This window comes from Vibrio sagamiensis NBRC 104589 (assembly GCF_007990935.1).
Classification (GTDB): Bacteria; Pseudomonadota; Gammaproteobacteria; order Enterobacterales; family Vibrionaceae; genus Vibrio; species Vibrio sagamiensis.
The window spans coordinates 1-24,466 of the sequence record NZ_BJXJ01000048.1; the positions used below are offsets into that span (position 1 = coordinate 1).

The window sequence follows — 24,466 nt, forward strand, 5'->3', positions numbered from 1 at the left end:
TCAAAGTATAAGACATACTTGTTCCCCAGGCACTGCCATGTAATCGAATAGCAAGGGTAAGTTGCTCATAACCCAAAAAAACAAAAAAATAATAATCTTTACCCGACTCAATTCCTGCATATCTTGTTAAGCTTGCAATTTGAGTGTATTTATATGGTTGAATTTCATTCTCACCAACTTGTTGGATAAGTTGGTCATTTCCATTAATACTAACGGTTAGTACATCATTTGTATTATTAAGTAAGTATAAATTTGTATCGGCATTACACATAAAAGAAAACAACGATATTATCATTAAAATTGAAAACTCAAGTGATTTTTCCATAATTTACCTAAGGTTTTATCTTTTTCTATTTAATTAAAACATTTTCAATATCACTACGAGTATTATTTGTTCTTTTATTTATTTTTTGTTATTTATCGCAAATTTTTAATAATAAACCCTTTTCTAATTATTATAATTAGAAATATCAAAGACAACTTTATTAAGATAAGCGATAGCTAACATAAAAATAAACCAAAAACTACTTAATCTAAAAAGAAAAGTAATAAATTTCTCTAAGATTAAAAGTTGTTTTTATGAAAAAGTTCAGTATATCATTGTTATATATCAAACAATGCTCATTCGCAGTTTTACTTAAAAATGTCACTCATTACATAATAACTCCTCTTTTACATACGGCGGTGGTATGACTCGTGTAGAATTATTCTACGCTTTTTATGATAGTCTAGATTATAAATTTAGTGCACAATTAAAAGAAAATAACTTCACATTTTCTTAACATTTTATCACTAGTGTGACGTGAGTACTTCGAAGTCATCAGCTTCAGCCTTTATGTGTTGTTTAACGCTGAACGCAACATTTTTACAACATCACTAGCTAAAAGTCCGCATTCTCCAAACTGATAAACGTTGAGATCAGCAGCATGACTGTGCACAACAACTCCCAAGCGTGCAGCTAAACCAATAGGAAGTCCTTTTGCAACAAAAGCACCTATAACACCTGCCAATACATCCCCCATTCCGCCACTCGCCATTCCAGCATTACCGGCTAAACAGACGTACATCCTGGTACCATCATAAATTAAGGTTCCCGCTCCTTTTAATACAACAACCCCCCCATATTTTTCATGCAGTTTCTTTGCAGCAGAAAAACGATCATATTCCACAGCATCAACACTGACATCAAGTAAGCGAGCAGCTTCAGCTGAATGAGGAGTGATGACCCTTTGATCATCATAAACAGAAATATGATCATTCCTACGGCTGATCAGGGCTAAAATATTTAGCCCGTCTGCATCTAAGACTTTAGGAATATTTTGCTGTGCCATGCTGTGATAGACTTGATCCGCCCACCTGTCACAACCTAAACCGGGTCCCAAAATGAGTACTGTCGCCCAAGCAATCTTTTCTGTTAATACATTTTCAACCAAACTCAACTCTTCGATTGAAATCGCATCACTCATGACCTCTGGTACGCTAATTTGCAATGGTGCAAGCGATTTCTGATGAGTTATCGCGGCTGCAAGCCCTACCCCCGTTCTTACTGCCCCAAGTACACATAGACGGATCGCCCCTGACATGCCTTTGTTTCCACCTACGCAGAGCACTTTTCCATGATGACCTTTATGTGCCGTTTGTTGTCTGTCGGGTCTCAAACGAGAAATAATTTGATGATCAATGCCTAATGCACTTTCGTCTTCAATAGAACGAAACTCTGCACTAATACCAAGCCCCGCAAAGTGCATTTTCCCAATATAAGAGCGCGCCTGCCCTGTACAGAGCCCCTGCTTAACCGCTACAAAGGTAACCGTATGTTCTGCCTTAATGGCAACACCGTGAACTGTTCCGGTATCGGCATTCAATCCAGAGGGAATATCGACCGAAATGACCGGACAATTAATCTGATTAATTTGAGAGATTCGAAGTTGAAAGTCTTGACTGAGTGAGCCACGTAGGCCTGTGCCTAACATTGCATCAATGATGACTTCTGCATCGAGCAATGCCACATGCCAATCATCCCAATGTTCGATACTTCCACCAATGCTACACCATTCTTCATAAGCAGTTTTAGCATCCCCATTCAACTGGTTTATCTCACCTAAATGGAAAACACGTATTTGTAACCCTGCTTGCTTAGCTAAACTAGCAAAGACATAGCCATCTCCACCATTGTTGCCTTTGCCGCACACGACCAGTATCCGTTGAGCATTGGAGTAGTGTTGCCGAAAGCATTCATAGACTGCAATACCAGCTTTCTGCATTAAGTCATACATCGACACCCCGGCAATTTGCGCCGCTTTGATCTCACCAGATCTAACTTGCTGTGACGTATACAGTTTGAGAGAAAGGTTAAAGTCCATATCGATATTCCGCTCATTAATGGATACTTTAAATGTATACAAAAAAACCGAGACTCACCTCGGCTTTTATATATTTATTTTCTTCCACTTATTTTGATTTTTGTACTATTAACGCCTCAGCAGTAGCATCTTGAATGGATAAAAATAACGAGTTAATCTCGCCCGACGGGCTTCGCATTGGGTTAAGCGTAATGTTTTGATACATAAATTCAGCTTGTTGAGTCACTGGACGAACATTGCGGCAACAAAATAAGTAGGGTCTCTGATACCAGGTAATGAAACTACGGCAACCGAGATCATAAACGGGTTTGGTTTTAAGCTTAAACCACTCTTTAGGGATCTCTGGGAATATCTCAAACAATGAGCAACCGATAGCTTCATGTGATTGCAAACCGCTATGATGAGTCATAAAGCCGTTCCATAATTTAACCTTATATTCTCGATCAATCACGATCAGCCCCATATCAATATTCTGAACCATATCAATCATCCAATGAAATTGCTCAAACTCTGCTGGTAAATTTAGCATTTATAGTTCCTCCAGCAAATAAGAGAGTTTATTGTCGAGAAGTGGTAACGATTCATCTACGAACATAAACAGCAGATCGCAACGTATGGAGGTTCCCTCGATGGTATAGCTGACCTCAAAGGTCATCGTGCGATTAAAGCTGCCTGCGGTGGACTCAATAATCGAATCGACCGAGATATGTTGCCCCAGTAAGACCGGAGGGCTTTGAAAAAAACGAACTTCAGATTGTTCTCCCAGCCCATTTAGAAATGACCCAACCAAGATGTTAGACATATCCATGAGCAACTCGAGCTCTTCTAATTCTTCACTCTCAACGGGTACTTTCATCAATGTTTTGAGATCCGAGACACTTGAGTCACTGAGTATAACCAAAGCTTCTCCTGCTATACCCTCTCCACAGAAACCTTGGCAGACTCCAGAAACATTGTCTTTAGAAGCCAGTTCTCTCAGCGTCATATGCAATTCACTGACCTCAAATACGCTTACGTTTGGTAATGGCAGATTGACAAACACATCAAAATGTCGTGCTAAAGCATCGGCTGCACGACCTATCGCTATATTAGCGACTTCCATATAAACGTCACGCCGCTGTAATTTTGGCAGTAACATTGCAGATGAGCGAGAATGTTTATCCGCTTCCCTATGACTAGCTGCAACAAAAGGGGCTAACGCCTGATTAAGCTCACTGATATTAAATGGCTTTTGGATAAATGCATAGGCACCAAGATCAAATACACGTTGTCTCGCTTTGGGTTGAATATCACCAGATACAACAACTACAGGGAGAGAAATTCTAAGCTGTTTCATATTTTCTAAAGTCTCAAAACCATCCATTTCTGGCATCGTGAGATCAAGAAACATCAGCTTAAACGTCTTCTGCTGTAATTCTTTTAAGGCACCTTTCCCATTAATCGCAAAAGTAACTTCTGCACTAAGTGCTATGGGTAGTGATTTCGCCATCTGCTTTCGTGCTAAGCTCGAGTCATCACAAATTAGGACAGGAAATGACATACTGCCACCTTTCAAAACTTTAAATTAATTAAACTTAACAGGTTGCTACTTCATATTCTATATATTGAGGAGAATAACTTATATTCTTAAGCTTTATTCAGACTAATCAAAAACAGAACGAAACATTGTAGATATGAACATATGGATTATAAGCATAAAAACTTCTTGGATGTCCAAAAGGTTTGAGTGGGAATTACTGATCTAAAGTGCATCAAATTTAGGTACGTTGAAATGGTATTTCAGGAAGCATCATCAAAACTATAAATAGAAATGTAAAAGGCGCACATTTCAGTGCGCCTTTACCTCGTTGCTCAATCGTGAGTATGCGAATTAGAAGGTAGAATTAACTTCTAAACAGATAACGAGGAATTTCAAAAGTTGTGTTTGATTCCATCCAAATTGTGTGTAAATCTAACATTTCTCCTTTCGAAGTTATTATGTTTGCTTACCTATTAACTATGGTCTATTTTGCTCAAAAAACAAGCTTTGACGATAAAAAATTATCACCAAATATGAAATAAGTAGAACAAAAACAAGCTTAAATCTCTTAAAAACAAACACAAACACAAACACCATCGCATTTAACTAAATAATTCAACCTTCAGAACATACCATTTAGAAGTGACTTGAGTATGTATCATCACAAAAATGGAAAACTAGATTGTACCTTTAATGACTCACTGAATGCCTATCACGGTGTATAATTTGTTCAGTTATAGCCATTGTTTATCTGAACGCTCTCAATAAGTACAGTTAACATGTTCACTTGATAGGGAAATAACTGGGATGAAAAATTTCGGCAGTGAGGCTTGCCAAATCACGAATCTCAGTAATGCAACTTTAACGATAATAAAGTTCCACTTATAGTGAATCAATTTATCAACAAGCATCAATAGCAGATGATGGGATCAATTTGAACTGGAAAAAATTTGTGCAATTTACCCACGTACCGCCATCTCAAGCGGCATTAGCGCTTAGCTTAATAGGTCTTGGGCAAGCATGGGCACTTTATATACCTGATATTGGCGAGCCACTTCGACCATTTTTGGCTTTTTTAGGCGGTCTGTTACTCCTTCCCGTACTTTTAAAATATACGACAAATCCATCTTTATTTCTTTCAGACCTCAAACATCCCCTGAGAGGCAGCCTAATGGCACCGATGAGTATGGCATTGCTAATGCTCTGTGACTACCTAGCTGTAGCGAGCCCACTTATTGCTTACCCTTTATGGTTTCTAGCTCTTGGACTTCATATTACAATGATGGTACTGTTTTTCAGCTTTCAACTGATGAAGTTTAGAATCTCAAATATTGTTCCCAGTTGGTTCTTATACCCTGTTGGATTGATCAGTTCTTCTCTGGCAGGCTCTCAATTTGGCCATACCGTTTTTTCTGGAACTATTGCCATGGTTTGCATTGGCATTTATTTTTTCATGTTACCTGTGGTTTTGTATCGTCTGGTATTTTTCGGCACTCTACCTCGTAGTGCCCGCCCTACACTCGCTATCATGGCAGCGCCAGTGAACCTCTCTCTTGCGGCTTATTTAGTCAACTTCCCTGCTCCGGATCTGATTTTAACTGGAGCTCTTGCAGGAATAGGTATCACCATGACATTACTGGTTTATTTATGCTACTTTCGTTTGTTGCGCTTGAAGTTTCAGCCCTCTATTGCTGCTGTTACTTTTCCTTCCGTGATCAGCGCGATTGCTATGTACCGCTTGACTGCTTTTTTTGCACAATCTCAACCCAATTGGATCTGGTTACATGATTTTGGTTTTTTTGAACTCAGTATTGCTACCTTTTTGGTACTGTGGGTATCAGCGGGCTACCTTAAGATGTATTGGCCTAACGCGCCCTACTCACCAGAGAAAATATTCAAAAAAGGGTAGCCAATGGCTACCCTTTATTCATTTTAATCTTAAATTTTTATCTTTAGTTCTACCTAACTGGCTAAAATTGTTAGCGCAAGCCGTGTAAGAATTCAGCACGGGTAGCTGGGTTACTTTTAAAGATACCACCCAGAGCTGTAGTAGTGGTTGAACTAGTCGCGTCCATTACGCCACGAGATTTAACACAATAATGTGTCGCATCCATTGTGACCGCTACGTCTTCTGATTCCAGCAAAGTCTGTAGCGCCACTAAGATTTGCTGTGTCATGCGCTCCTGTACTTGAGGCCGCTGGGCAAAAAAGCGCACAATTCGGTTAATTTTGGAAAGACCGATAATTTTTCCACGTGGGATGTAAGCCACAGCGGTTTTACCATCGATAGTAACAAGATGATGTTCACAAGTACTGGTTACCGTAATGTCTCTAACACGAACCATTTCACTAACATTCATCTTATTTTCAATGACAGTAATTTTGGGGAAGTTGGCGTAATCTAAACCAGAAAAAATCTCATCGACATACATTTTTGCAATGCGGTGCGGTGTTTCTTCTAAGCTATCATCGGTGAGGTCGAGTTCGAGAAGCGTTAGGATTTCACGCATGTGGTATTCGATCTTTTGCTTTTTCTCTTCACGGCTGACTTGATTAGGGCTCATTGGTGTTTCCAACCCACGCAACTCAAGCGCTTCTTTGACTATTTTCGCCGATTGACTTAAACCTGACATTCCAATCTCTCCTGTATGACAACACACGATTTTAACTAACAGCTCGCTATTTTTCCATATGTTGCCTGAGTTTGACCAAGTTGGAAAAGAGCAATAAAACAGATTACCATAATTGCCCTATACGGAGCGGGCCTAGGATACTCGCATTTTTTAATAATTACACCCATATTTTATCGATGGATATTCTTACTGAATTCGCTTTTATGGTAAAATATTTGAACATTAAAGAACACACAGGATTTGCTCCATGGGCTGTTGTGATACACCTGGCTTAATGCCAATTGAAGATGCGATACAACAAATGTTATCGTCAATCGATCCCATCCAAACGATAGACTCTCTTCCACTTGCTGAAGCTCTGGGCTTTGTTTTAGCAGAAGATATTCTCTCGCCGATAAATGTCCCTCCTTTTAATAACTCTGCGATGGACGGCTATGCGATTCGCCTGTGTGATTTCAAAACACATTCCACTCTTTTTCCTCTTGCAGGCAAGTCTTTTGCAGGTCAGCCCTTTGAGGAAGAATGTCCTCCTGGCCATTGCATAAGAATCATGACTGGTGCCCAAATTCCTAGTGGCTGCGATGCTGTTATCATGCAAGAAAAGGCAAAAGTGACCGACGAAGGTATTCAGTTCTTGCAAACGGATATTGCACCGTTCAATAATGTTCGTCCTATTGGAGATGATATCCAACAAGGTGCTATAGTCCTTACTAAAGGCTCACGTTTTACACCACGTGATATACCGATGATTGCCTCATTAGGAATCAGCCATGTCAACGTTTTCGCCAAACCTAAGGTTGCGTTTTTCTCAACAGGGGATGAACTTAAGGCACTTGGAGAACCGCTGGAAAAAGGGCAAATCTATGATAGTAATCGCTACGGAATAAAGCCGCTTATAGAAAACTTTGGCTGTGAAGCCATTGATCTAGGGATTATCCCTGATTGCCCCAATGCTCTTAAGGAAGCCTTTAATCAAGCACAAACACTGGCCGATGTGGTCATAACATCAGGTGGTGTCAGTGTCGGTGAAGCCGATTACACGAAAGAGGTTCTTGCAGAGCTTGGAGAGGTGTTTTTTTGGAAGCTAGCGATTAAACCTGGTAAACCTTTTGCTTTTGGCCAATTAGATAACGCATGGTTCTGTGGTCTACCTGGAAATCCTGTTTCTGCAATGTTAACTATGTACGTTCTAGTCCAGCCTATGCTAGCTAAGTTAGCAGGCCACTCTGCTTGGAAAACACCTGATTCTCTTGCTGCTATCAGTAAAAACAGCTTTAAAAAGTCACCAGGGCGAACTGATTACCAACGTGGTATATACACTATTGAAAACGGCCAATTAGTGGTCGAAACAACGGGAAACCAAAGCTCCGGTGCTTTCCGTTCCATGAGCCTTGCAAACTGTTTTGTTGTCCTAGAACATGAACGAGGACGAGTTGAGGCCGGTGAAACAGTACAGATTCAGATGTTCAACCCAAGTTTATATTAGAGGCGTATTGTGGAAATTCTTTCCGATCAAGAGCTGTTGCGCTATAACCGTCAAATCATCTTGAAAGATTTCGATTTTGAAGGTCAAGAAGCATTAAAACAAGCTTCAGTACTTATTATTGGTGCTGGTGGTTTAGGTTGTACTTGTAGTCAATATTTAGCAACAGCTGGTGTAGGGGAAATAACTTTAATCGATGATGATATCGTCGAGGTATCTAATCTGCATCGTCAAGTCCTTCACCATGAAAAAGATATTGGTCGTCAAAAAGTGGAGTCTGCAGCGGAAAAACTTACACAACTCAACCCACACACTACCATCAACACCATTGCTAAACGCCTAGAAGACTCTGAACTTCATCGATTAATCTCACAGCACACTATTGTGGTTGACGCGTCAGATAACGTGACAACTCGTAATCAACTGAATAAGTTATGCTTTAGTAATAAAATACCTCTTATTTCTGGAGCGGCTATTCGCATGGAAGGGCAGGTCAGTGTCTTTACTTATACTGATTCTTCTCTACCTTGCTACCAATGCTTAAGTGCATTATTTGGTGATGATTCTCTGAGTTGTGTCGAAGCTGGGGTTATGGCACCGCTAGTAGGTATTATCGGTGCTGTCCAGGCAATGGAAGCGATTAAAGTAATTGCGCATTATGGCCAGACTATGCAGGGAAAGCTTTTAATTCTTGATGCATTAAATATGTCTTGGCGAGAAATGAAATTAACTCAGTTTCCCCATTGCTCAGTATGTAGTAAGCATCAACCACTTGAGTGAACGCAGAAAGAGTATGCAAACCGCCCAAATGAGGGCGGTTCAGCTTAACTAAATCACATTTCAAACAAAGAATGTCGCTGTTTCAAGTGTCTGCGAAAAAGTAAGGTATTTAAAAATGCTTAATACACAACACCAATAGCAAAGATATAATATATATTAATATCTGACTACTTAAAAAATGATTTAAGCACCTCAATATAAAAAATCAGTTAAGCAATAATTCAAAGTATGAATTAGCTATGGAAGTATATTGATTAAAATAGTCTATTAATTTAAAGCCTTCCTTATTTGTAATAATAATAAAGCCACCAGCATATATTAACTAATTTATTACTATTAATATATTAGATACAATATTGTATTAGCTAAATATTAGAAGCCCATAGCAAGTTCCTCACGCTCTATACACTGCTGAATATCCTGTTTCAGAGCGACACCCGTTCTGTATTCTACAATATCTTCAATTGTTAAAACCGGCATTTTATGTAACTTCGCAAAAGCGACCGTTTCAGGTAGTTTTGCCATCGTACCATCAGGATTAGTTAACTCACAGAGCACACCTGAGGGGGTAAGACCCGCTAATTGCATTAAGTCTATCGTCCCTTCGGTATGGCCACGACGACTGAGAACACCATTTGGTTTCGCAACTAAAGGAAACACATGTCCTGGCCTTGAAAGATCCGAGGGTTTGTCACCTAGCATCGCAGCGGTCTGAATTGTCGTAACACGGTCTTGGGCTGAAACTCCTGTAGTAACACCTTTTCGCGCCTCTATTGTCACCGTGAATGCGGTTTGATTTCTGCTGCGATTATCTTTTACCATTGGAGGAAGATCTAACCATTTTGCCCTTTCTTCGGTTAGGCAAACGCACACGATACCACTGCACTCTCGAATCATTAACGCCATTTGTTCTTTGGTCAAATACTGAGCCGAAAAAATTAAATCACCTTCATTTTCTCGGTCTTCATCATCCATTAATAATATACCTTTTCCTTGTTGCAAGGCTTCAATGGCTCGCTCAACTCTTTCCAGCGGTGTGCCATATTCTTGCAGTAGCGATGTAGAGCTCATAATTTTTTCCTTAAGTTATGATTACAGATAAGCAAACTCATCAGCGTATACATGCTCAGGCTCTGCACCTCTTTCTCTACAGAGCCACTTACGGGCCATTTCAATCATATGATTTGGACCACACAAATAAATATCAAATTCCGACAAATTACCAAAGTCACTCATAACAATATCAAGGACCTTTCCTTGCTTGGCGTATTGTGGGGTCGTCGAAGTTTCAATAATAGGAACATAGCTAACATTTTTGTGTTCCAGTACAATGTCGATAAGTTCTTCGTGGACATATAAGTCTTTCATACCTTTCGCACCCCAATAAACATAAATAGGCTGAGTAAAACCTTGGATTAAGCTGTATTTCAAAATACTTAATATGTACGATATTCCAGTATCACTAGCAATAAGAAGTAATGGGTTTTCATTTTGATTACGCAGCCATGCGTCTCCTTGTGCCTCACTCAATACAACTTTTTTACCCCGAAGCCATGCATGATTGAGTTCGTCAATAACGACATTATCTCTTTCAATTGCCTCAGTACCTCCAATATGCAATTCCACCAGCTTATTTTCTGAGGGAGGAGATGCGATAGAAAAAGGCAAACTTCCAAAGCTTAAGCTAACGTTAAGGTGCTGCCCTGCTTTATAGTTGAGCTCTCGCCCAGGTTTGAAAAACACTCGAAATATATGATTCGAAAGTGGTTCTATCTTTTCTATCGTACTTAACATAATTCAGCCTTCCTTGCTGTCTTTTGTTTTATAAGTATGATTCTATAAGAGCTGGTTTATAGACTTCTTTCTTATCAATAACTTTATAAAAAAATCAACTTTAATAGCCTTCCTTGCTATCTTTCCTTTTAAATGCTTGAGATAAACTCAGTGCACAACCTTTAACTCCCCGCGTGTTAACTCTTCGGACAATTTCAATTGTGGTTCCAGGTCGTTCTCCTTCTTCTTCTCTGACAATACCGATATCATCTGTTACCAAAAAACATGGATAACTGACTGCTGAAGCATCCATATAACTCATCAAACCTTGCTCACCATGAGGTAATGGACTGAGTGTGACAGGATCTAATGCCCTTGCATACACCCATGGAGGCACACGCTTCTTATGCTCTATATCTTCGAAGAAACAAGTATTTAATTCAACTTGATTAAAGGTATCTCTTACCTGACGATCACTTTCCAATGAGAATGTTTCCATCAAAAGTTTGTTAAATTCTTCTCGATTAAGTGATTCATTTTGATGTTTTTTCCAACCTCCACCTGTAATGATAAACAATTCTGAACCGCCAACAAAAGTACGGTCTTCTTCTTGCATATAACGGCATAATAAATAAATGAAATATGGAGGACCAATCAAACAAATGGTTTTTCCTGATTTTTTAATTCGCTCCATATTGGCAATTGTTGCTTCAAAATCGATTTGATCATCGTTTACAGTAAAAGCTGTTGGATAGAGCAGCTCAACGAGACTCATTACGTATTTGAACCAAATATTATTGGCATTGAATCGATCTGGTCCTAAATTGACTAACTCCATCTGATGATCAAACCAATCTCCGACATATTTCATACCATAATTTACTGAGCCAAGTAAGCGCTCGATACTGAGTCTATCTCGTGCAACAATACTTTTGACACCACTGGTACCGCTACTCGTAAAAGAGTTTTCAATCAACTCTTCTTCAACCGTAATTAACGTTTTTAACTTAAAAATGGAGGTCGGGAACACAGGAATAGAATTCAAATCATCGATATCTTCCTTTGCCCCAAGATTCTGGCAAAAGTTTCGATAGTCTTCATTGTTTTGGTAATGATATTGATACGCTTCTTTTACTAGGTTAAATGTCAGTTCTTTTTGCTGCCGCAGTGACCATTTTTCTGGAGTGCCCATAAAAATCAGATCATCGATTTCAGTACTTGCGGCAATATTCTCCTGCTTTACCGCTGATATTACGTCCATATAGATACCTATAATAACTGAGCGCGCTGGCGCATAAGTGAGAGTAATAAAAGGGGCAGTCTCCTACCCCCGTAGCATAAATCAGAGTTATGAGTGATACTTACCTATATTGTCATTCACAACATCAATTACAGCTCTTTGTTGAGCTTTATCTTGAATAGATTCGAATGACATCAAAACATCAGATGCACCACAACTTTCAATTGCAAGTCGAGCTGCAGCAGTGCTTTCTTCATAAGTACCTACTGCACTCTCGGCCAAGAGTTCTGCCATCTTCACTTCAAAGTCACAACAAGCATGTGTATCGCGTACATAATCCTCAAGATAAAGACGTGTTTCCAGTCGTGCTTTTTCACCATCTACATTTTGATTCACAAGAATAGTGAGTTTATGCCTTACGTTGTTAGTATCGACACCATTTTGCTCTGCAACTTCACGATATAAAGTGGCATATTCTTGACGGACTGCATTTGAATCATCCCACTTAAAAATAAGAGGAATGCCTTTCTTTGCTGCCCATTTAACGATTTCTTTACTTGTCGCACTAATAAATTGCTTTGGTCCACCTTCTGTATAGGCATGTGGATTAACAGAGATCTTAGGGAAGCTATAAAAATCGTTATTTGGATGGCAATAACCTGTCGTTAATGCATCGTTGATAATGTCATAACATTCATTAAACAATTGAAATTGGCTATCAACAGGACGATTAAAGAAACGCATATCCGAGTTTTTTTCACAATCACTAAAGCCAAAAGTAAAACGACCTTCACTAACCTGATCTAATAAACAAGCCTCCTCAGCAACGCGAACAGGATGATGAGTTGTAATCACATGATTGAGTGAAGCCACTTTAATATTTTCAGTCATACCAAGTAAGAAGCCAGCAACCGTCAATGGTGCACCTACTGCCCCATGGTTAGTGAAATGATTTTCACAAACAGCAACAGTATCAAAATGAAGCTTATCTACATAATTAACTGTATCCAACATCTCTTCCAGAACTGATTCTGAAGAGCACTTTGAATTCAAGAAGTTGAGGAAGAATAATCCAAATTTCATGTCTCTTTCCTTATAGAAAATATTAGTACTATTTCTCTTTGAGGTATGGCATCACATCAGATTCGAATAGCTTCATACATCCGATAATCTCATCTTCAGAGCCATTAGCTTCAAAGCCACAGCAAATATTATTAATACCCGTAATATCAATATCTTTTTGGATAATTTCAATACACTCCTCAGCCGTGCCAACTGGGTTGATTTCATAGCTATAGTCGATACGACGATCTGTATCTTTGTGCCCTTTTAGGACAAAGTCTCGCCACTGACCTTTATTAAAGTCATAACCTTGTATCTGATTCGAGTCATTAAAGATTGATGTGGCGTTAACATAGGAGTCATACCAGTGAGCTAGGAAATTACGACACTTATCTTTGGCCTTATTAGAGTCAGCATCCACTGAAGTAATGTAGGACAAACAATGATCAACCTTGGTATAATCATGACCATTCTCAGCTGCAATCTCATTATAAAGATCAAGCTGAGCTTTTTTCTCGTTAGTATTAATAATCCAACTTAAGATCATCGGTAAACCGCGCTCAGCTGCCCATTCCGTGGTAGAAGCTGACTCAGCTACAACATAAACAGGAGCACCACCTTTAGTATAGGAGCTAGGGTTTAGTTGCACTTTAGGGAATTTAATATGCTCACTTTCAGAAGCCATATAACCTTCTTTAAAGCCTTCTGTCATAAGTTCATACCAACAATCCATCAATGCTCGACTGTTGCTCATATCTGTGCCAAAGACTCGGAAATCTTTGTTATATAAGCCGCGACAGATCCCAAATAGAAAGCGTCCTTTTGACATTTGGTCTAATAGGTTGACATCTTCAGCTTGCCTTAAAGGGTGAGCTGTTGGTAAAACGATAGCAGCAGTACCAACATTCAGAGTTTTGGTTGCTCCGAGTAAATTCGCAGCAGCAACATACGGATTACCTAGCAAACCAAACTCTGTAAAGTGGTGCTCCAATAGCCAAACAGTATCAAAACCACATTTTTCTGATGCCTTGCCAATGTTAACCATTCTCTTCATCACTTCGGTCTGAGATAACTCAGGTGGCTGGTAAGTGAGAAGGAAGTTTCCAAATTTCATAGTGTTTCCTTACTTGTTGGTGTAGTAATGAGAACTAAGCCATTTCAGGCGATCTATTTTCTATTTCAGCTTTAAGACGACGTTCATTAACCGTCGCGATGGTAAGTTGCTCAAAGTCCGGCTCGACCAGGTCGACTGCGATCTCTAAACTGCCATTGTCCATAGCGATCGCCGCTTTCGTCACAGATTGATAGAAATTTCTTAGAACAACTAGGTTTTCTCCTAAGTCATGAGAACTGCCAAGTAAAGAGTAAAGCTTGCAGTTACCACTACTTATATTTGATAACATTTCATAAACTTCTTCTTGCTTCACCCAGTCATCGTTATTTGCAGTAAAAGCAATCAGTGGGACTGAAGTGTTTTGAACCCTTTGTAATGTTGAATCTAATGTGTCCCAATTTTGTTCAAAACAATCTCTCACGAAGGTTTCCGCCCCAAGCTTGTGGCCTTCGAAGTCAAGATCGTCAGGTAGCTCATTAATAGGCAAACTGAGATAATCAAAACCAAGTGATTTTTCTAAGGTATCGCGTAAATGCACAACACCGACCGCCGTGATTAAAAAAGACAATTCAAGATCAGCAACTACTTCATAAGCGACTCGTGCAGAAAGGCTAGCTGCAATCAAGCCAATATTGGGGGCTCCGCGATGTTTAAGCCATTGATATACTGTACACAGGCTCTTCTTACCTGTTGTCATCGTGAACTCATCAATCGTGCCTGAGCTCAAACCTACATGGTGCAACGAATCATAACGGAAGACATGAAATCCATTTTCAGATAAATATTCTGCCAACCCAGCAAAGTGATCCATTCTTCGAGCAAACCCCGAAGCAATTAAAACAGTGCTATTTCTTGGTGGTGTTTTCTCTTTAGGCAGAGTTTCCCAGATATGAATTTCCTGACCATTATCAACATGTAAAATATGATCAATAGTCCTGCATTGATTGTTCATTTTAAACTTCCTTATTTAAGGGACAAATACTAAGAATTTATCTTCTTCAAGAAAACGGGTTTGTTCTATTTCTACAGCCACATCTTTAGTCGTAAAAGTATATGGTCTTTCATGAGAGACAAAGCGAACTAAGCGTTGTAATGGGCGCATCGCATCATGCGCACCACCCACCCTAAATATATTATTCATTCCAGACTCAACAATTCTTTCTACTCCTTTTTCACCAAATAAGTCACGATAATTTTTAGATGATTCCCAAGGGAAAAAGGAAATTGTTTGAGTTTTATGTTTCTCTATAAAACTCAATACATCTTTAACTTCATTAACTCTGTGGATATATACACATCGATTTAATGGGTGGTTTATTTCAACTCCTGGTTCAGATTCAATAACCATCCATTTATTTTTTATATCTGATAAAACATTTAAACCAGAGAATTGACACTCTAGGCGCGTAAATGAAAATAAAGCATCGTCATCAAAGCTTTGTTTTTTCTTTGGTAAAATTTCTTCGTATAAATCAAGCTTCTCTGTTAACTTAGCCTTGAACTCTTCATACTTATCACCAGAGAAGTATATATTTTGTGTTGAGAAACAAGCACTTTGATCGTAGAAGCAAATATCATGAGCAACACCTGATGCAGCAGCTTCAAGATCTTGTGGGTCATCCAATACCGTAAAACTTTTCTTAGGTCCAAACTTGAGAATATCTATATGTGCAGGCGCATGTTTAACAGCCCATTCTATTGCTGCCTCACCTCCCCAAGCTGCAACAACATCTACCTGACTGATAATTTCTTTTGCTTTTAAGGCGTCACCTTCATGTGGCCAGTACATAACTGACAGGGAGCGAGAAATAGGATGATGAGAATCTACATCAATAAAACTCATTGCTAAGGCGTGTGCCGTAAATGGATCCGATGCAGACATACGAATAACATTTTGGTTTTTGGTTAAAATACCTCTTAATATTGAGGTAACACCAGCTAAAGGTACATTTCCCGCAAGTAAATGTAATAAACGCCCTTTTGGAAAAGCTTTTACATAACATTCACCTTGAGGGTACCAATCATCTTGGATATGAGTAGACCCTAACTCCGTTTCAATAATATCGTATAATGCACTTTTTGAGCACATCAGCATTGAAATCCAATTTGCTTCCAGTTTTGCCATTTGAGGCGAATAACCTAAAAATCTTACAAGGGAACGTATATAACTTCTTCTTCTAGCATAATCTTCATTTTTCCAACGTTGTCCAACTGTATAAATAAAGTTGATGATCTCATTTACGCTATTAGATATATTACTTCCAGCATTAAATATCTCTGAAACATCAATAGATTCTAAGCTTGGTAATTTTACAGACGTATCATTAATCTTCAAATGATAGAAATCATCAAAATCAGATAACACTCGTCCATTAATTATTAAGGGCAGTATCTTTTCCATAACAATTTAGCTCCTCTTATCGTTAATTTAATCTAGTAAGTGGGGCTAAAAATGGAAAGGAGATTAAAAAAAACTAATTAGAAACTTAACCTATATCAAAATTAAACGATCATTTAATTTCATAAAAGATATTAAAGTTAAAATTTAATGTTTTCTCATCTTGTTTAAATCAACCAGTTATGATGTTAAATACAAAGGTATTAGGATATGGAATAGGATTTATAGTGACAATATACACACTGATGTTAAATAAAACATTACAATTCATGTAATTAAAAATATCGTATTTTAAATGTCGTAGAAAAATAAAAAATACTGCTTGCACGCGTAAAAAAAAGTCGTCAATTGGTATACGGAAGGGTTCAGAATTTGGATCAACTTGAAGTAAAAAAATCTTCATAACAAGAAATTTTCTACATTTGTTAATGTCAAATTTTTAATCTCTTTTTGATTTTCATAACAAGAATCATCTATGAATTAGAAATAAAAAGACTAATAAACAAAAACTTATTTTTGGCATAATTTTTTCATGTTCTGTTCTACTATCCACATAACAGGACTCACTTATGAAACATCTGCCTACCTCAGTTGGTGTGCTCGGAATGCTGATGGCAAGTTCAGCACTCAATGCGACACCTTTTTCAACTTGCCCTAGCGAAGCATACCTGATTCAGGGTCAACCAGCTTCGGTACATGCAGTGAATTTAGTAACTGGTACCTATTCCGAAGTGGCGGCTGACATAGGACTCAGTAACTCAAAATTCAATGCCGCAGGCTTCAACCAAACAGATGGCTATCTTTATGGTTTTGATGGTGCACATGGCCGCCTCCTTAGAATGGGTAGTGACTTTCAAGCTGAAGTTCTTAACGTAAATAACGCACCCAATTACAGTCTCTCCTCAGGTGACGTCTATAATGACGTAATTTATTTTTATAGGGCAACTGAGGGTATCTTCAAAATTGATCTATCGCCCCTTAGCACAAACCCCTCGGCCAATCTGACTTACCAGACCATCAAAAGTTACTCTTCGACAAAAGCCTCTCATTTCGACATCGCTATCCACCCAAATACTGGCTTAATGTATGGTATCGATAATAATACTGGCGTTTTATATGAGTACCAATTATCAAACGGTAGCAGGACGAACAGAGGTCATACTGGTCTAGGTGGTGATGCATTCGGGGCTCTATATTTTGATGGTGCTGGCTACTTATACGCAGCAAGTAACAATACGGGAAAAATATTTCGTGTTAATCTAAGTACTCCTGGCGACTTTTCTGATATTACTGGTACTTATTTTGCTACAGGACCGGCTTCAGGAAGTAACGATGGTGCCCGATGTGCCACTGCTCCTGCAGTAGCAACCAGCTCAAACATTGATTTTGGTGATGCACCTAATTCTTATGATACCCTTTTAGGCTCAAACGGCCCGCGTCACGAACTTGATGGTACCACCTGGCTAGGCTCTGTTGCTCCAGATGGTGATCCTGATGGGCAGGCAGATGATAACCTTGTGGGTGATGCAGATGAAGATGGTGTGGGATTTGTCTCTGCTCTTGACCCAGGCTTAAGCTCTGTGATTACCGTCAATGCTTCTACTACGGGATATCTATCAGCATGGTTTGACTGGAACCGCGACGGCGATTTTTCAGATCCTGGTGAGCAAGTCTTTACCGATGAACTTCTCAGTACAGGTACCAATGTAATGCCATTTGTGGTCTCTACTGCTGCAACAGCAGGTGCAAGCTGGAGCCGTTTCCGCTTTAGCCAAGAAACAGGGTTAAGTTACAATGGCGGTTCAACTTCAGGTGAAGTAGAGGATCACCCGATTACGATCACAAATAATGGTTACTCCATCGAGTACTTTCCAAGTGCAAACAGCTTCGCTACGGTTGCATTTGAAGACAACTGGCCATACACCGTCGATTACGATATGAATGATGTTATCGTCAAGTTCCGTATCACCGAGATGCTTCTTGCCAGTCATGTTGAAAACATCCAAATCACTGGTGAATTAGCTGCCTATGGTGCGAGTTACAAAAACGGGTTTGCGATTCGTCTTCCCGGCATAGATAAGAGCATTATTGAAACTGAGCTAACAACGCTCTCCATTAATGGTGTAGAACAAGCAACAAGCGGGCTGGAAGCCATTTCTAATGAGGCGATCTTCATTATTGATGATAACTTGAGTGACTTTGCTTCAAGCAGCTGTGATTATTTCCGAACAGAGTCAGGCTGTACCGACAGCATTGCCCTTAACTTTACGCTTAATGTCTACTTTACTGAAGACTCTGACCGCTCTGGACTTCAAACTAAGCCATACGACCCATTCATCTTTGCAACACCAGACGAATACCACGGTGAAGGCATTACTTTCCAACCTGGTCGTAAATGGGAAGTACATTTACCTGGTCAAGCTCCGACCGAGCAGTTCGATACCAGCCTCTTCGGCATAGGACTGGATGCAAGTAACAGTGGTACGAATAACTACTTTAAAACAGCAACCTATCTGCCATGGGCTCTGTTAATTGTCGAAGATTGGAAGTGGCCTCTAGAACGTGTCGACATGGTCGTAGCCTATCCAGAATTCAAAACATGGGCTGAATCAGGTGGTGTACAAAGCACAAACTGGCACGAATCACCAGCACCAGCTAAATGCTATATTCCATAGGAGAAAAGGTTATGAAAATTCTATTCGCGATTTTAATGGGATTAGTGTTAACAGCCTGTGGTGGAGATGGTGGGAGTTCTGGCTCCACTGCACCGCCTGTGAGCATCACTCCAGAAACTCAACCGGAAGTCACAATGACAGATTTGGTTATCCCTGTTGATTTTGATTTTAACCCTATAACAGAGAGCTCTTTAGAGATTGATATAAGTGGTTTAACAACACAGCGAGCACATTTGAGTGTCTATAAAACTTTCACCAGCGATTCTGACATGGGATATGTAGCAAACTACGCCTCTAAAGTCGCCTCTGTGCCTCTGGACAATGGAGTGGCAAACTTTGATTACATTATTTCTGATAATCAAGGAGAGATGTTGGTAGAGATTTGGTTTTATGATGGCTCAGAGCCTATCCAGAAAGTCATATCTGCAGGTAATTCAAGTGTGGTGATGTAGAACATATCTAGCCTCTTATATTTGTTACAACGACTAAAAGAAATCGCATGCCTCACAAAGCATGCGATTTTTGTTTGCTACTACTATATACCTAAGTAACATCTATACCTAAGTAACATCTATACCCAAGTAACCTCATCAACTAAAAAACCGTTCTAACGACATTCATCATGAACACACCCAAAAAATACCTATCTGCATTCTTATTTACAGCCATTATCGCGAGTTTACTTTTCTACTATGCGTCACTAGGCACAAGTACTCACATATCAGCTTCTGTGATCAATAATACCTTAACCCAATCACTCGATGGTCAAAGGCGCTATTTAACAGTACACTTTGATTCTGTTGGACAAAAGCGTGTACTCGTCCCAGTCACCGCAGACTGCCCTGAAGGCTTCTTAGTGACATTTTCTCAAGTTCGTCGCCCTTTTATTGAACCTTCATTCACTTTTTTACAGTGTAAGCCGCCAATGCCATTGGCAAACTGATGACTTTCAGGGCTGTTTAATCGAGTCAAAACGTTAGAACAACAAATCATTCACTCAGTAATCGTTCAATAAGCAAACTATTTATTAAAAAGAAAGGAAAACATTATGAGCGCTCTTATTTCCGTCGATGAGTTACAGTCAATAATTGGACACGATAATGTCAAATGCTTGGATGCCAGTATTGCTTTCCAAATACCCTCAGAAACCACAAAAATACAAGATTGCTGGATTCCAGGATCACTTCGTTTTGATTATGACAACGTCTTTTGCCTGCCTGATTCTCCTCTGCCTCATATGATGCCAACGGAAAGTGCTTTTAATGAAAAAGCTCAGCAATTAGGTCTTAATCACGATGATATCTTAGTTGTATATGACAATTCAGGAACTCTCGCCTCTCCACGTGCTTGGTGGATGCTTACAGCAATGGGGCACAAAAACGTGCATATTCTAAATGGAGGATTGCCGGCTTGGATTGCAGCAGGTTTACCGACTCAACCTTCAACCACTGAACCACAATCAAAAGGTAATTTCTGTGGTACATTAGAGCCAACTGCTTTTGTTAATGCGCAAGTGGTACTGAGCCATGTTAATGGTAACAGTGCCAATATTGTAGATGCTCGAGCTAAGTCTCGTTTTCTGGGGCAAGTTAAAGAACCTAGGGCTGGCTTGAGAAGTGGCCATATTCCAAGCTCATCTTGCCTACCTTTCCAAGAGATCATTTCAAACGGAAAAATTAAAGGAAAAAGTGAACTCAAACCTCTTTTTGATGTACTTGATCTAGATCCAACTAAGCCAACTATTTTCAGCTGTGGTTCAGGAGTTACTGCTTGTATTTTACTGCTTGCTGCTCATCAACTAGACATTGAAAGGTTATCTGTATATGACGGTTCTTGGACCGAATGGGGGTCTAACGATTCACTTCCGATAGACACAGAGTAATACCGTCAAAAGGATCAGAGCTGCTTGTTAAGGGCAGCTCCAAAAATAAGCTAAGGCAGTGTGCTGAATCTATTAAGTACTCGGAAATAAGTTACTCTGAGCTTGAATTTGCTCATCGAGATTAAGTACTGTCAAAGCATTGCTAACACTCGTTGCGATTACATCAATCACTCCTGTTCGTAATGCCCCTAATAACGCTAGAGGTTTACTGTTTTCAGCAGCGATAGCAATGACTTCAGCAATCGGTCTAAACTCTTCAATACCCAAACCAATCACTCGATCACTCATCACTGTGTTGGCCACTCTGCCATGAATGTCAAAAAAGTCATAACCCGCAAAGTCTCCTATTACTCCTTGAGTTAAACGGGACTGGACGACTTCTTCTGGTGTAAACCATCCAAGATCAACCATATAGCTATTTTCATTCATATCACCAACTCCCACTAGGGCAATATCAGCTTTACGGGCTAAATCTAAGGTTTGTTTAACCGTTGCATTCTGCATAAAAGCCATTTTTTGCTCACGATTTTCAGCATAAGCAGGTGCATAAAGTGTTTCAGAGGTACCACCATATTTCTTAGCAAATTGTCGACAAATATGATCGGCATTGTACTTACCACCACGAGGATGAATCCCTCCAATTCCGCAAACAAACTTACAATCTTTTGGGGTTATGACACCGATATGGTGAGCCACTGAGGAGACGTTTCTTCCTTGGCCAACGGCAACCACCATGCCATTTTTCAGCGAGCTTGTTAGATAATTTGAGACAAGACCCGATACTTGTAAGCGCTGTGCATCTTCGTTAAGTTGATCCAGTGCCACCAAAGCTCGTTTTACACCAAAACGTTCAATCAAACGCTGCTCAATTTTGGCACTGAAGACTGGATGGTATTTCACCGTAATTTCAACAATGCCCTCATCACGAGCCTGCTTTAACATTCGACCAACTTTGGCTCGTGATATCGCAAATTTTTTCGAAATCTCCTCTTGAGTCGCGCCATCCTGATAATAAGCGATAGACATTTCGGTCAGTAACTCTGTACTTTCAACAGTAGTCTCTTGATTTGAATTACTCATGACATACTCTTCTATAAGTCTACATTAAGGCAAAATGCTCATGGACTTTCTGACCTTTTGCAGTCAAATTTTGCGCAATCAACGCACACTCATTAATTTAGCCATAACTTTTGCTCACAGCAAGAACATTTGTTCGGTAAAATTTTATTTCTCGCAATAGGACTACGTGCAATCTCACTTCTAAAGTAAACGATTACTTTGATATTTAATTCACACCTCATAAAAAAACGTTGATAAAGTTTAGTTTAAATCGTTTTCCATGATTGACTTTCCTTATAGATAAGATAAATATGGACACATCATTTACTCAGCTACTGAGCAATTGTTCAGAAGTCATTGAGTATTCGCTTTTTGAACAGCGAGCTTGAATAAAGCGAGCTAGTCTAGAGACAAGTAAGCCGTGGCAAGGTGAGCCACTCTTTTATAGGATGAACGATTATGAGCAACAAGTTAGAGCAACTTCGTAAACTAACCACAGTCGTCGCAGACACTGGCGAAATTGACGCAATCAAAAAATACCAACCAGAAGATGCGACAACGAACCCATCTCTTATCCTAAAAGCGGCTCAAATCGAAGAGTACGCCCCTCTAATCGACGCTTCTATTGAATACGCAAAAGCACAAAGCAACGATAAGACACAACAAGTTCAAGACACTTGTGACATGCTTGCAGTAAACATCGGTAAAGAGATTCTAAAGACGATTCCTGGCCGTATCTCAACAGAAGTAGACGCTCGTCTATCTTATGATACGGAAGGCAGCGTAGCGAAAGCACGCCAGCTAGTGAAAATGTACAACGACGCAGGCATCACTAACGACCGCATCCTAATCAAACTGGCTTCTACTTGGGAAGGTATCCGCGCTGCAGAGATCCTAGAAAAAGAAGGCATCAACTGTAACCTAACGCTTCTATTCTCCTTTGCTCAGGCTCGTGCTTGTGCTGAAGCTGGCGTATTCTTAATCTCTCCATTCGTTGGTCGTATCATGGACTGGTACAAAGCGAAAGAAGGTCGTGACTTCGAAGCTCAAGAAGACCCAGGTGTAGTCTCTGTAACAAGCATTTACAACTACTACAAAGAGTACGGCTACAACACGGTAGTGATGGGCGCAAGCTTCCGTAACATCGGCGAAATTCTAGAACTTGCAGGTTGTGATCGTCTCACTATCGCTCCAGCTCTGCTTGCTGAACTGGAAGCTGCAGAAGGTGAAGTCGTTGAGAAACTGGTTGACTCTAAAGGTGCGAAAGAGCGCCCAGCTGTTATGACTCACGCTGAATTCCTATGGGATCATAACCAAGATGCAATGGCTGTTGAAAAATTAGCTGAAGGTATCCGTAACTTCGCTGTTGACCAAGGTAAACTAGAAGACATGATCGCAGCAAAGCTGTAATCACACAGAATTAATCAAGGGGAACGTTGGCGTTCCCCTTTCAATTTCCAATTCCAATATTGAAAGACTGGTAGTTATTATGGACCGCAAAAATCTAGCTAATGCTATTCGTGCACTAAGCATGGACGGTGTACAACAAGCAAACTCTGGCCACCCAGGTGCACCTATGGGCATGGCTGACATCGCTGAAGTTCTTTGGCGTTCTCACCTGAATCACAACCCATCAAACCCTGAGTGGGCTGACCGAGACCGTTTTGTACTGTCTAACGGTCATGGCTCTATGCTGATCTATTCTCTACTGCACCTCGCAGGCTACGAGCTTTCTATCGACGATCTTAAGAACTTCCGCCAGCTTCATTCGAAGACCCCAGGTCACCCAGAATACGGCTACGCACCTGGTATCGAAACAACAACGGGCCCTCTCGGTCAAGGCATCACTAACGCAGTGGGTATGGCAATGGCTGAAAAATCGCTAGCCGCTCAATTCAACAAAGAAGGCCACGACATCGTTGACCATTTCACTTATGCATTCATGGGCGATGGCTGCTTGATGGAAGGTATTTCGCATGAGGCATGTTCTCTTGCAGGTACACTAGGTCTTGGCAAACTGATCGCGTTCTGGGATGACAACGGCATCTCTATCGACGGTCACGTTGAAGGTTGGTTCTCTGATGACACACCTAAACGTTTTGAAGCCTATGGTTGGCACGTCATTCCAGCGGTAGATGGTCACGATCCTGAAGCAATTAACGCTGCTATCATTGCTGCAAAAGCAGACCCACGCCCTACGCTTATCTGTACTAAAACGATCATCGGTTTTGGTTCGCCAAACAAATCTGGTTCACACGACTGTCACGGTGCGCCACTCGGTGCTGAAGAAATTGCAGCGACACGTAAAGAACTAAGTTGGGAGCACGGTCCTTTTGAAATTCCGCAGGAAGTCTACGCAGAATGGTCAGCGAAAGAAGCAGGCGCAGCTAAGGAAGCTTCGTGGAACGAGAAATTTGCAGCTTATGAAGCAGCGTACCCTGAGCTGGCTGCTGAATTCAAACGCCGCGTAAACGGTGAACTGCCT

21 protein-coding genes and 1 pseudogene are annotated in these 24,466 nt (G+C 40.1%); 9 read left to right on the top strand and 13 right to left on the bottom strand.

The features are described from left to right. From VSA01S_RS17235 to VSA01S_RS17250, 4 genes and pseudogenes are all read right to left on the bottom strand, one after another. A pseudogene (locus tag VSA01S_RS17235) lies at positions 1-325 on the bottom strand (sphingomyelin phosphodiesterase); the annotation flags it as partial. 508 nt (positions 326-833) lie between these two features. Next, positions 834-2,363 carry a bifunctional ADP-dependent NAD(P)H-hydrate dehydratase/NAD(P)H-hydrate epimerase gene (locus VSA01S_RS17240; protein WP_039982582.1) on the bottom strand — a complete coding sequence of 510 codons (1,530 nt, stop codon included), beginning with the start codon at positions 2,361-2,363 and terminating at the stop codon, positions 834-836. An 88-nt stretch (positions 2,364-2,451) separates the two neighbouring features. Next, on the bottom strand, positions 2,452-2,892 hold the full coding sequence (locus tag VSA01S_RS17245; RefSeq protein WP_039982581.1) for a PAS domain-containing protein: 441 nt from the start codon (positions 2,890-2,892) through the stop codon (positions 2,452-2,454). Then, on the bottom strand, positions 2,893-3,903 hold the full coding sequence (locus VSA01S_RS17250; RefSeq protein WP_039982580.1) for a response regulator: 1,011 nt from the start codon (positions 3,901-3,903) through the stop codon (positions 2,893-2,895). 913 nt (positions 3,904-4,816) lie between these two features. Here VSA01S_RS17250 and VSA01S_RS17255 point away from each other — a divergent pair. Beyond that, positions 4,817-5,791, top strand: a complete 975-nt coding sequence (locus tag VSA01S_RS17255; RefSeq protein WP_102857669.1) for a TDT family transporter — start codon at positions 4,817-4,819, stop codon at positions 5,789-5,791. Between the two features lie 70 nt (positions 5,792-5,861). Here VSA01S_RS17255 and folE read toward each other — a convergent pair whose 3' ends face one another. Then, a complete protein-coding gene (folE, locus tag VSA01S_RS17260; RefSeq protein ID WP_039982578.1) occupies positions 5,862-6,515 on the bottom strand; it encodes a GTP cyclohydrolase I FolE in 654 nt (217 codons plus the stop codon). A gap of 247 nt (positions 6,516-6,762) precedes the next feature. Here folE and moeA point away from each other — a divergent pair, with 247 nt between their 5' ends. Together moeA and moeB are read left to right on the top strand one after the other, a co-directional pair. After that, on the top strand, positions 6,763-8,001 hold the full coding sequence (moeA, locus tag VSA01S_RS17265) for a molybdopterin molybdotransferase MoeA (protein WP_039982577.1): 1,239 nt from the start codon (positions 6,763-6,765) through the stop codon (positions 7,999-8,001). A gap of 9 nt (positions 8,002-8,010) precedes the next feature. Continuing rightward, a complete protein-coding gene (gene moeB / locus VSA01S_RS17270) occupies positions 8,011-8,778 on the top strand; it encodes a molybdopterin-synthase adenylyltransferase MoeB (RefSeq protein WP_039982575.1) in 768 nt (255 codons plus the stop codon). A gap of 372 nt (positions 8,779-9,150) precedes the next feature. Here moeB and ribB read toward each other — a convergent pair whose 3' ends face one another. From ribB to luxC, 7 genes are all read right to left on the bottom strand, one after another. After that, the gene (gene ribB, locus VSA01S_RS17275) at positions 9,151-9,849 is read right to left on the bottom strand and encodes a 3,4-dihydroxy-2-butanone-4-phosphate synthase (protein ID WP_050567376.1); all 699 of its coding nucleotides are present in this window, start codon (positions 9,847-9,849) and stop codon (positions 9,151-9,153) included. Positions 9,850-9,870: 21 nt separating this feature from the next. Continuing rightward, positions 9,871-10,572, bottom strand: coding sequence for an NAD(P)H-flavin reductase (gene fre, locus VSA01S_RS17280; protein WP_039981902.1), 702 nt, complete (start codon positions 10,570-10,572; stop codon positions 9,871-9,873). Between the two features lie 100 nt (positions 10,573-10,672). Further along, a complete protein-coding gene (gene luxE, locus VSA01S_RS17285) occupies positions 10,673-11,812 on the bottom strand; it encodes a long-chain-fatty-acid--protein ligase LuxE (protein ID WP_039981901.1) in 1,140 nt (379 codons plus the stop codon). Positions 11,813-11,899: 87 nt separating this feature from the next. Beyond that, entirely contained in the window at positions 11,900-12,874 is a 975-nt protein-coding gene (luxB, locus tag VSA01S_RS17290) for a luciferase subunit beta (protein WP_039981900.1), read from the bottom strand. A gap of 28 nt (positions 12,875-12,902) precedes the next feature. Continuing rightward, the gene (gene luxA, locus VSA01S_RS17295) at positions 12,903-13,967 is read right to left on the bottom strand and encodes a luciferase subunit alpha (protein WP_039981899.1); all 1,065 of its coding nucleotides are present in this window, start codon (positions 13,965-13,967) and stop codon (positions 12,903-12,905) included. Between the two features lie 34 nt (positions 13,968-14,001). Then, positions 14,002-14,919 carry an acyl transferase gene (locus VSA01S_RS17300; protein WP_039981898.1) on the bottom strand — a complete coding sequence of 306 codons (918 nt, stop codon included), beginning with the start codon at positions 14,917-14,919 and terminating at the stop codon, positions 14,002-14,004. A 15-nt stretch (positions 14,920-14,934) separates the two neighbouring features. Beyond that, positions 14,935-16,368, bottom strand: a complete 1,434-nt coding sequence (luxC, locus tag VSA01S_RS17305; protein WP_039981897.1) for a long-chain-fatty-acyl-CoA reductase LuxC — start codon at positions 16,366-16,368, stop codon at positions 14,935-14,937. A 566-nt stretch (positions 16,369-16,934) separates the two neighbouring features. Here luxC and VSA01S_RS17310 point away from each other — a divergent pair. The 4 genes from VSA01S_RS17310 (at position 16,935) to VSA01S_RS17325 (ending at position 20,922) form a co-directional block, all read left to right on the top strand. Beyond that, positions 16,935-19,040 carry an LruC domain-containing protein gene (locus tag VSA01S_RS17310; protein ID WP_039982585.1) on the top strand — a complete coding sequence of 702 codons (2,106 nt, stop codon included), beginning with the start codon at positions 16,935-16,937 and terminating at the stop codon, positions 19,038-19,040. An 11-nt stretch (positions 19,041-19,051) separates the two neighbouring features. Then, complete coding sequence (locus VSA01S_RS17315) at positions 19,052-19,492, top strand: hypothetical protein (RefSeq protein ID WP_039982587.1); 441 nt, start codon at positions 19,052-19,054, stop codon at positions 19,490-19,492. A gap of 170 nt (positions 19,493-19,662) precedes the next feature. Then, positions 19,663-19,983, top strand: coding sequence for a hypothetical protein (locus VSA01S_RS17320; RefSeq protein ID WP_039982589.1), 321 nt, complete (start codon positions 19,663-19,665; stop codon positions 19,981-19,983). A 105-nt stretch (positions 19,984-20,088) separates the two neighbouring features. Then, positions 20,089-20,922, top strand: coding sequence for a sulfurtransferase (locus VSA01S_RS17325; RefSeq protein ID WP_039982594.1), 834 nt, complete (start codon positions 20,089-20,091; stop codon positions 20,920-20,922). A 72-nt stretch (positions 20,923-20,994) separates the two neighbouring features. Here VSA01S_RS17325 and VSA01S_RS17330 read toward each other — a convergent pair whose 3' ends face one another. After that, positions 20,995-22,002, bottom strand: coding sequence for a sugar-binding transcriptional regulator (locus tag VSA01S_RS17330; protein ID WP_039982595.1), 1,008 nt, complete (start codon positions 22,000-22,002; stop codon positions 20,995-20,997). A 438-nt stretch (positions 22,003-22,440) separates the two neighbouring features. Between VSA01S_RS17330 and tal the strand changes: the two genes are divergently transcribed. Then, entirely contained in the window at positions 22,441-23,391 is a 951-nt protein-coding gene (gene tal / locus VSA01S_RS17335) for a transaldolase (RefSeq protein ID WP_039982596.1), read from the top strand. Between the two features lie 79 nt (positions 23,392-23,470). Continuing rightward, positions 23,471-24,466 (top strand): thiamine pyrophosphate-binding protein (locus VSA01S_RS17340; RefSeq protein ID WP_244949882.1); only part of this gene is annotated, 996 nt, incomplete at its 3' end.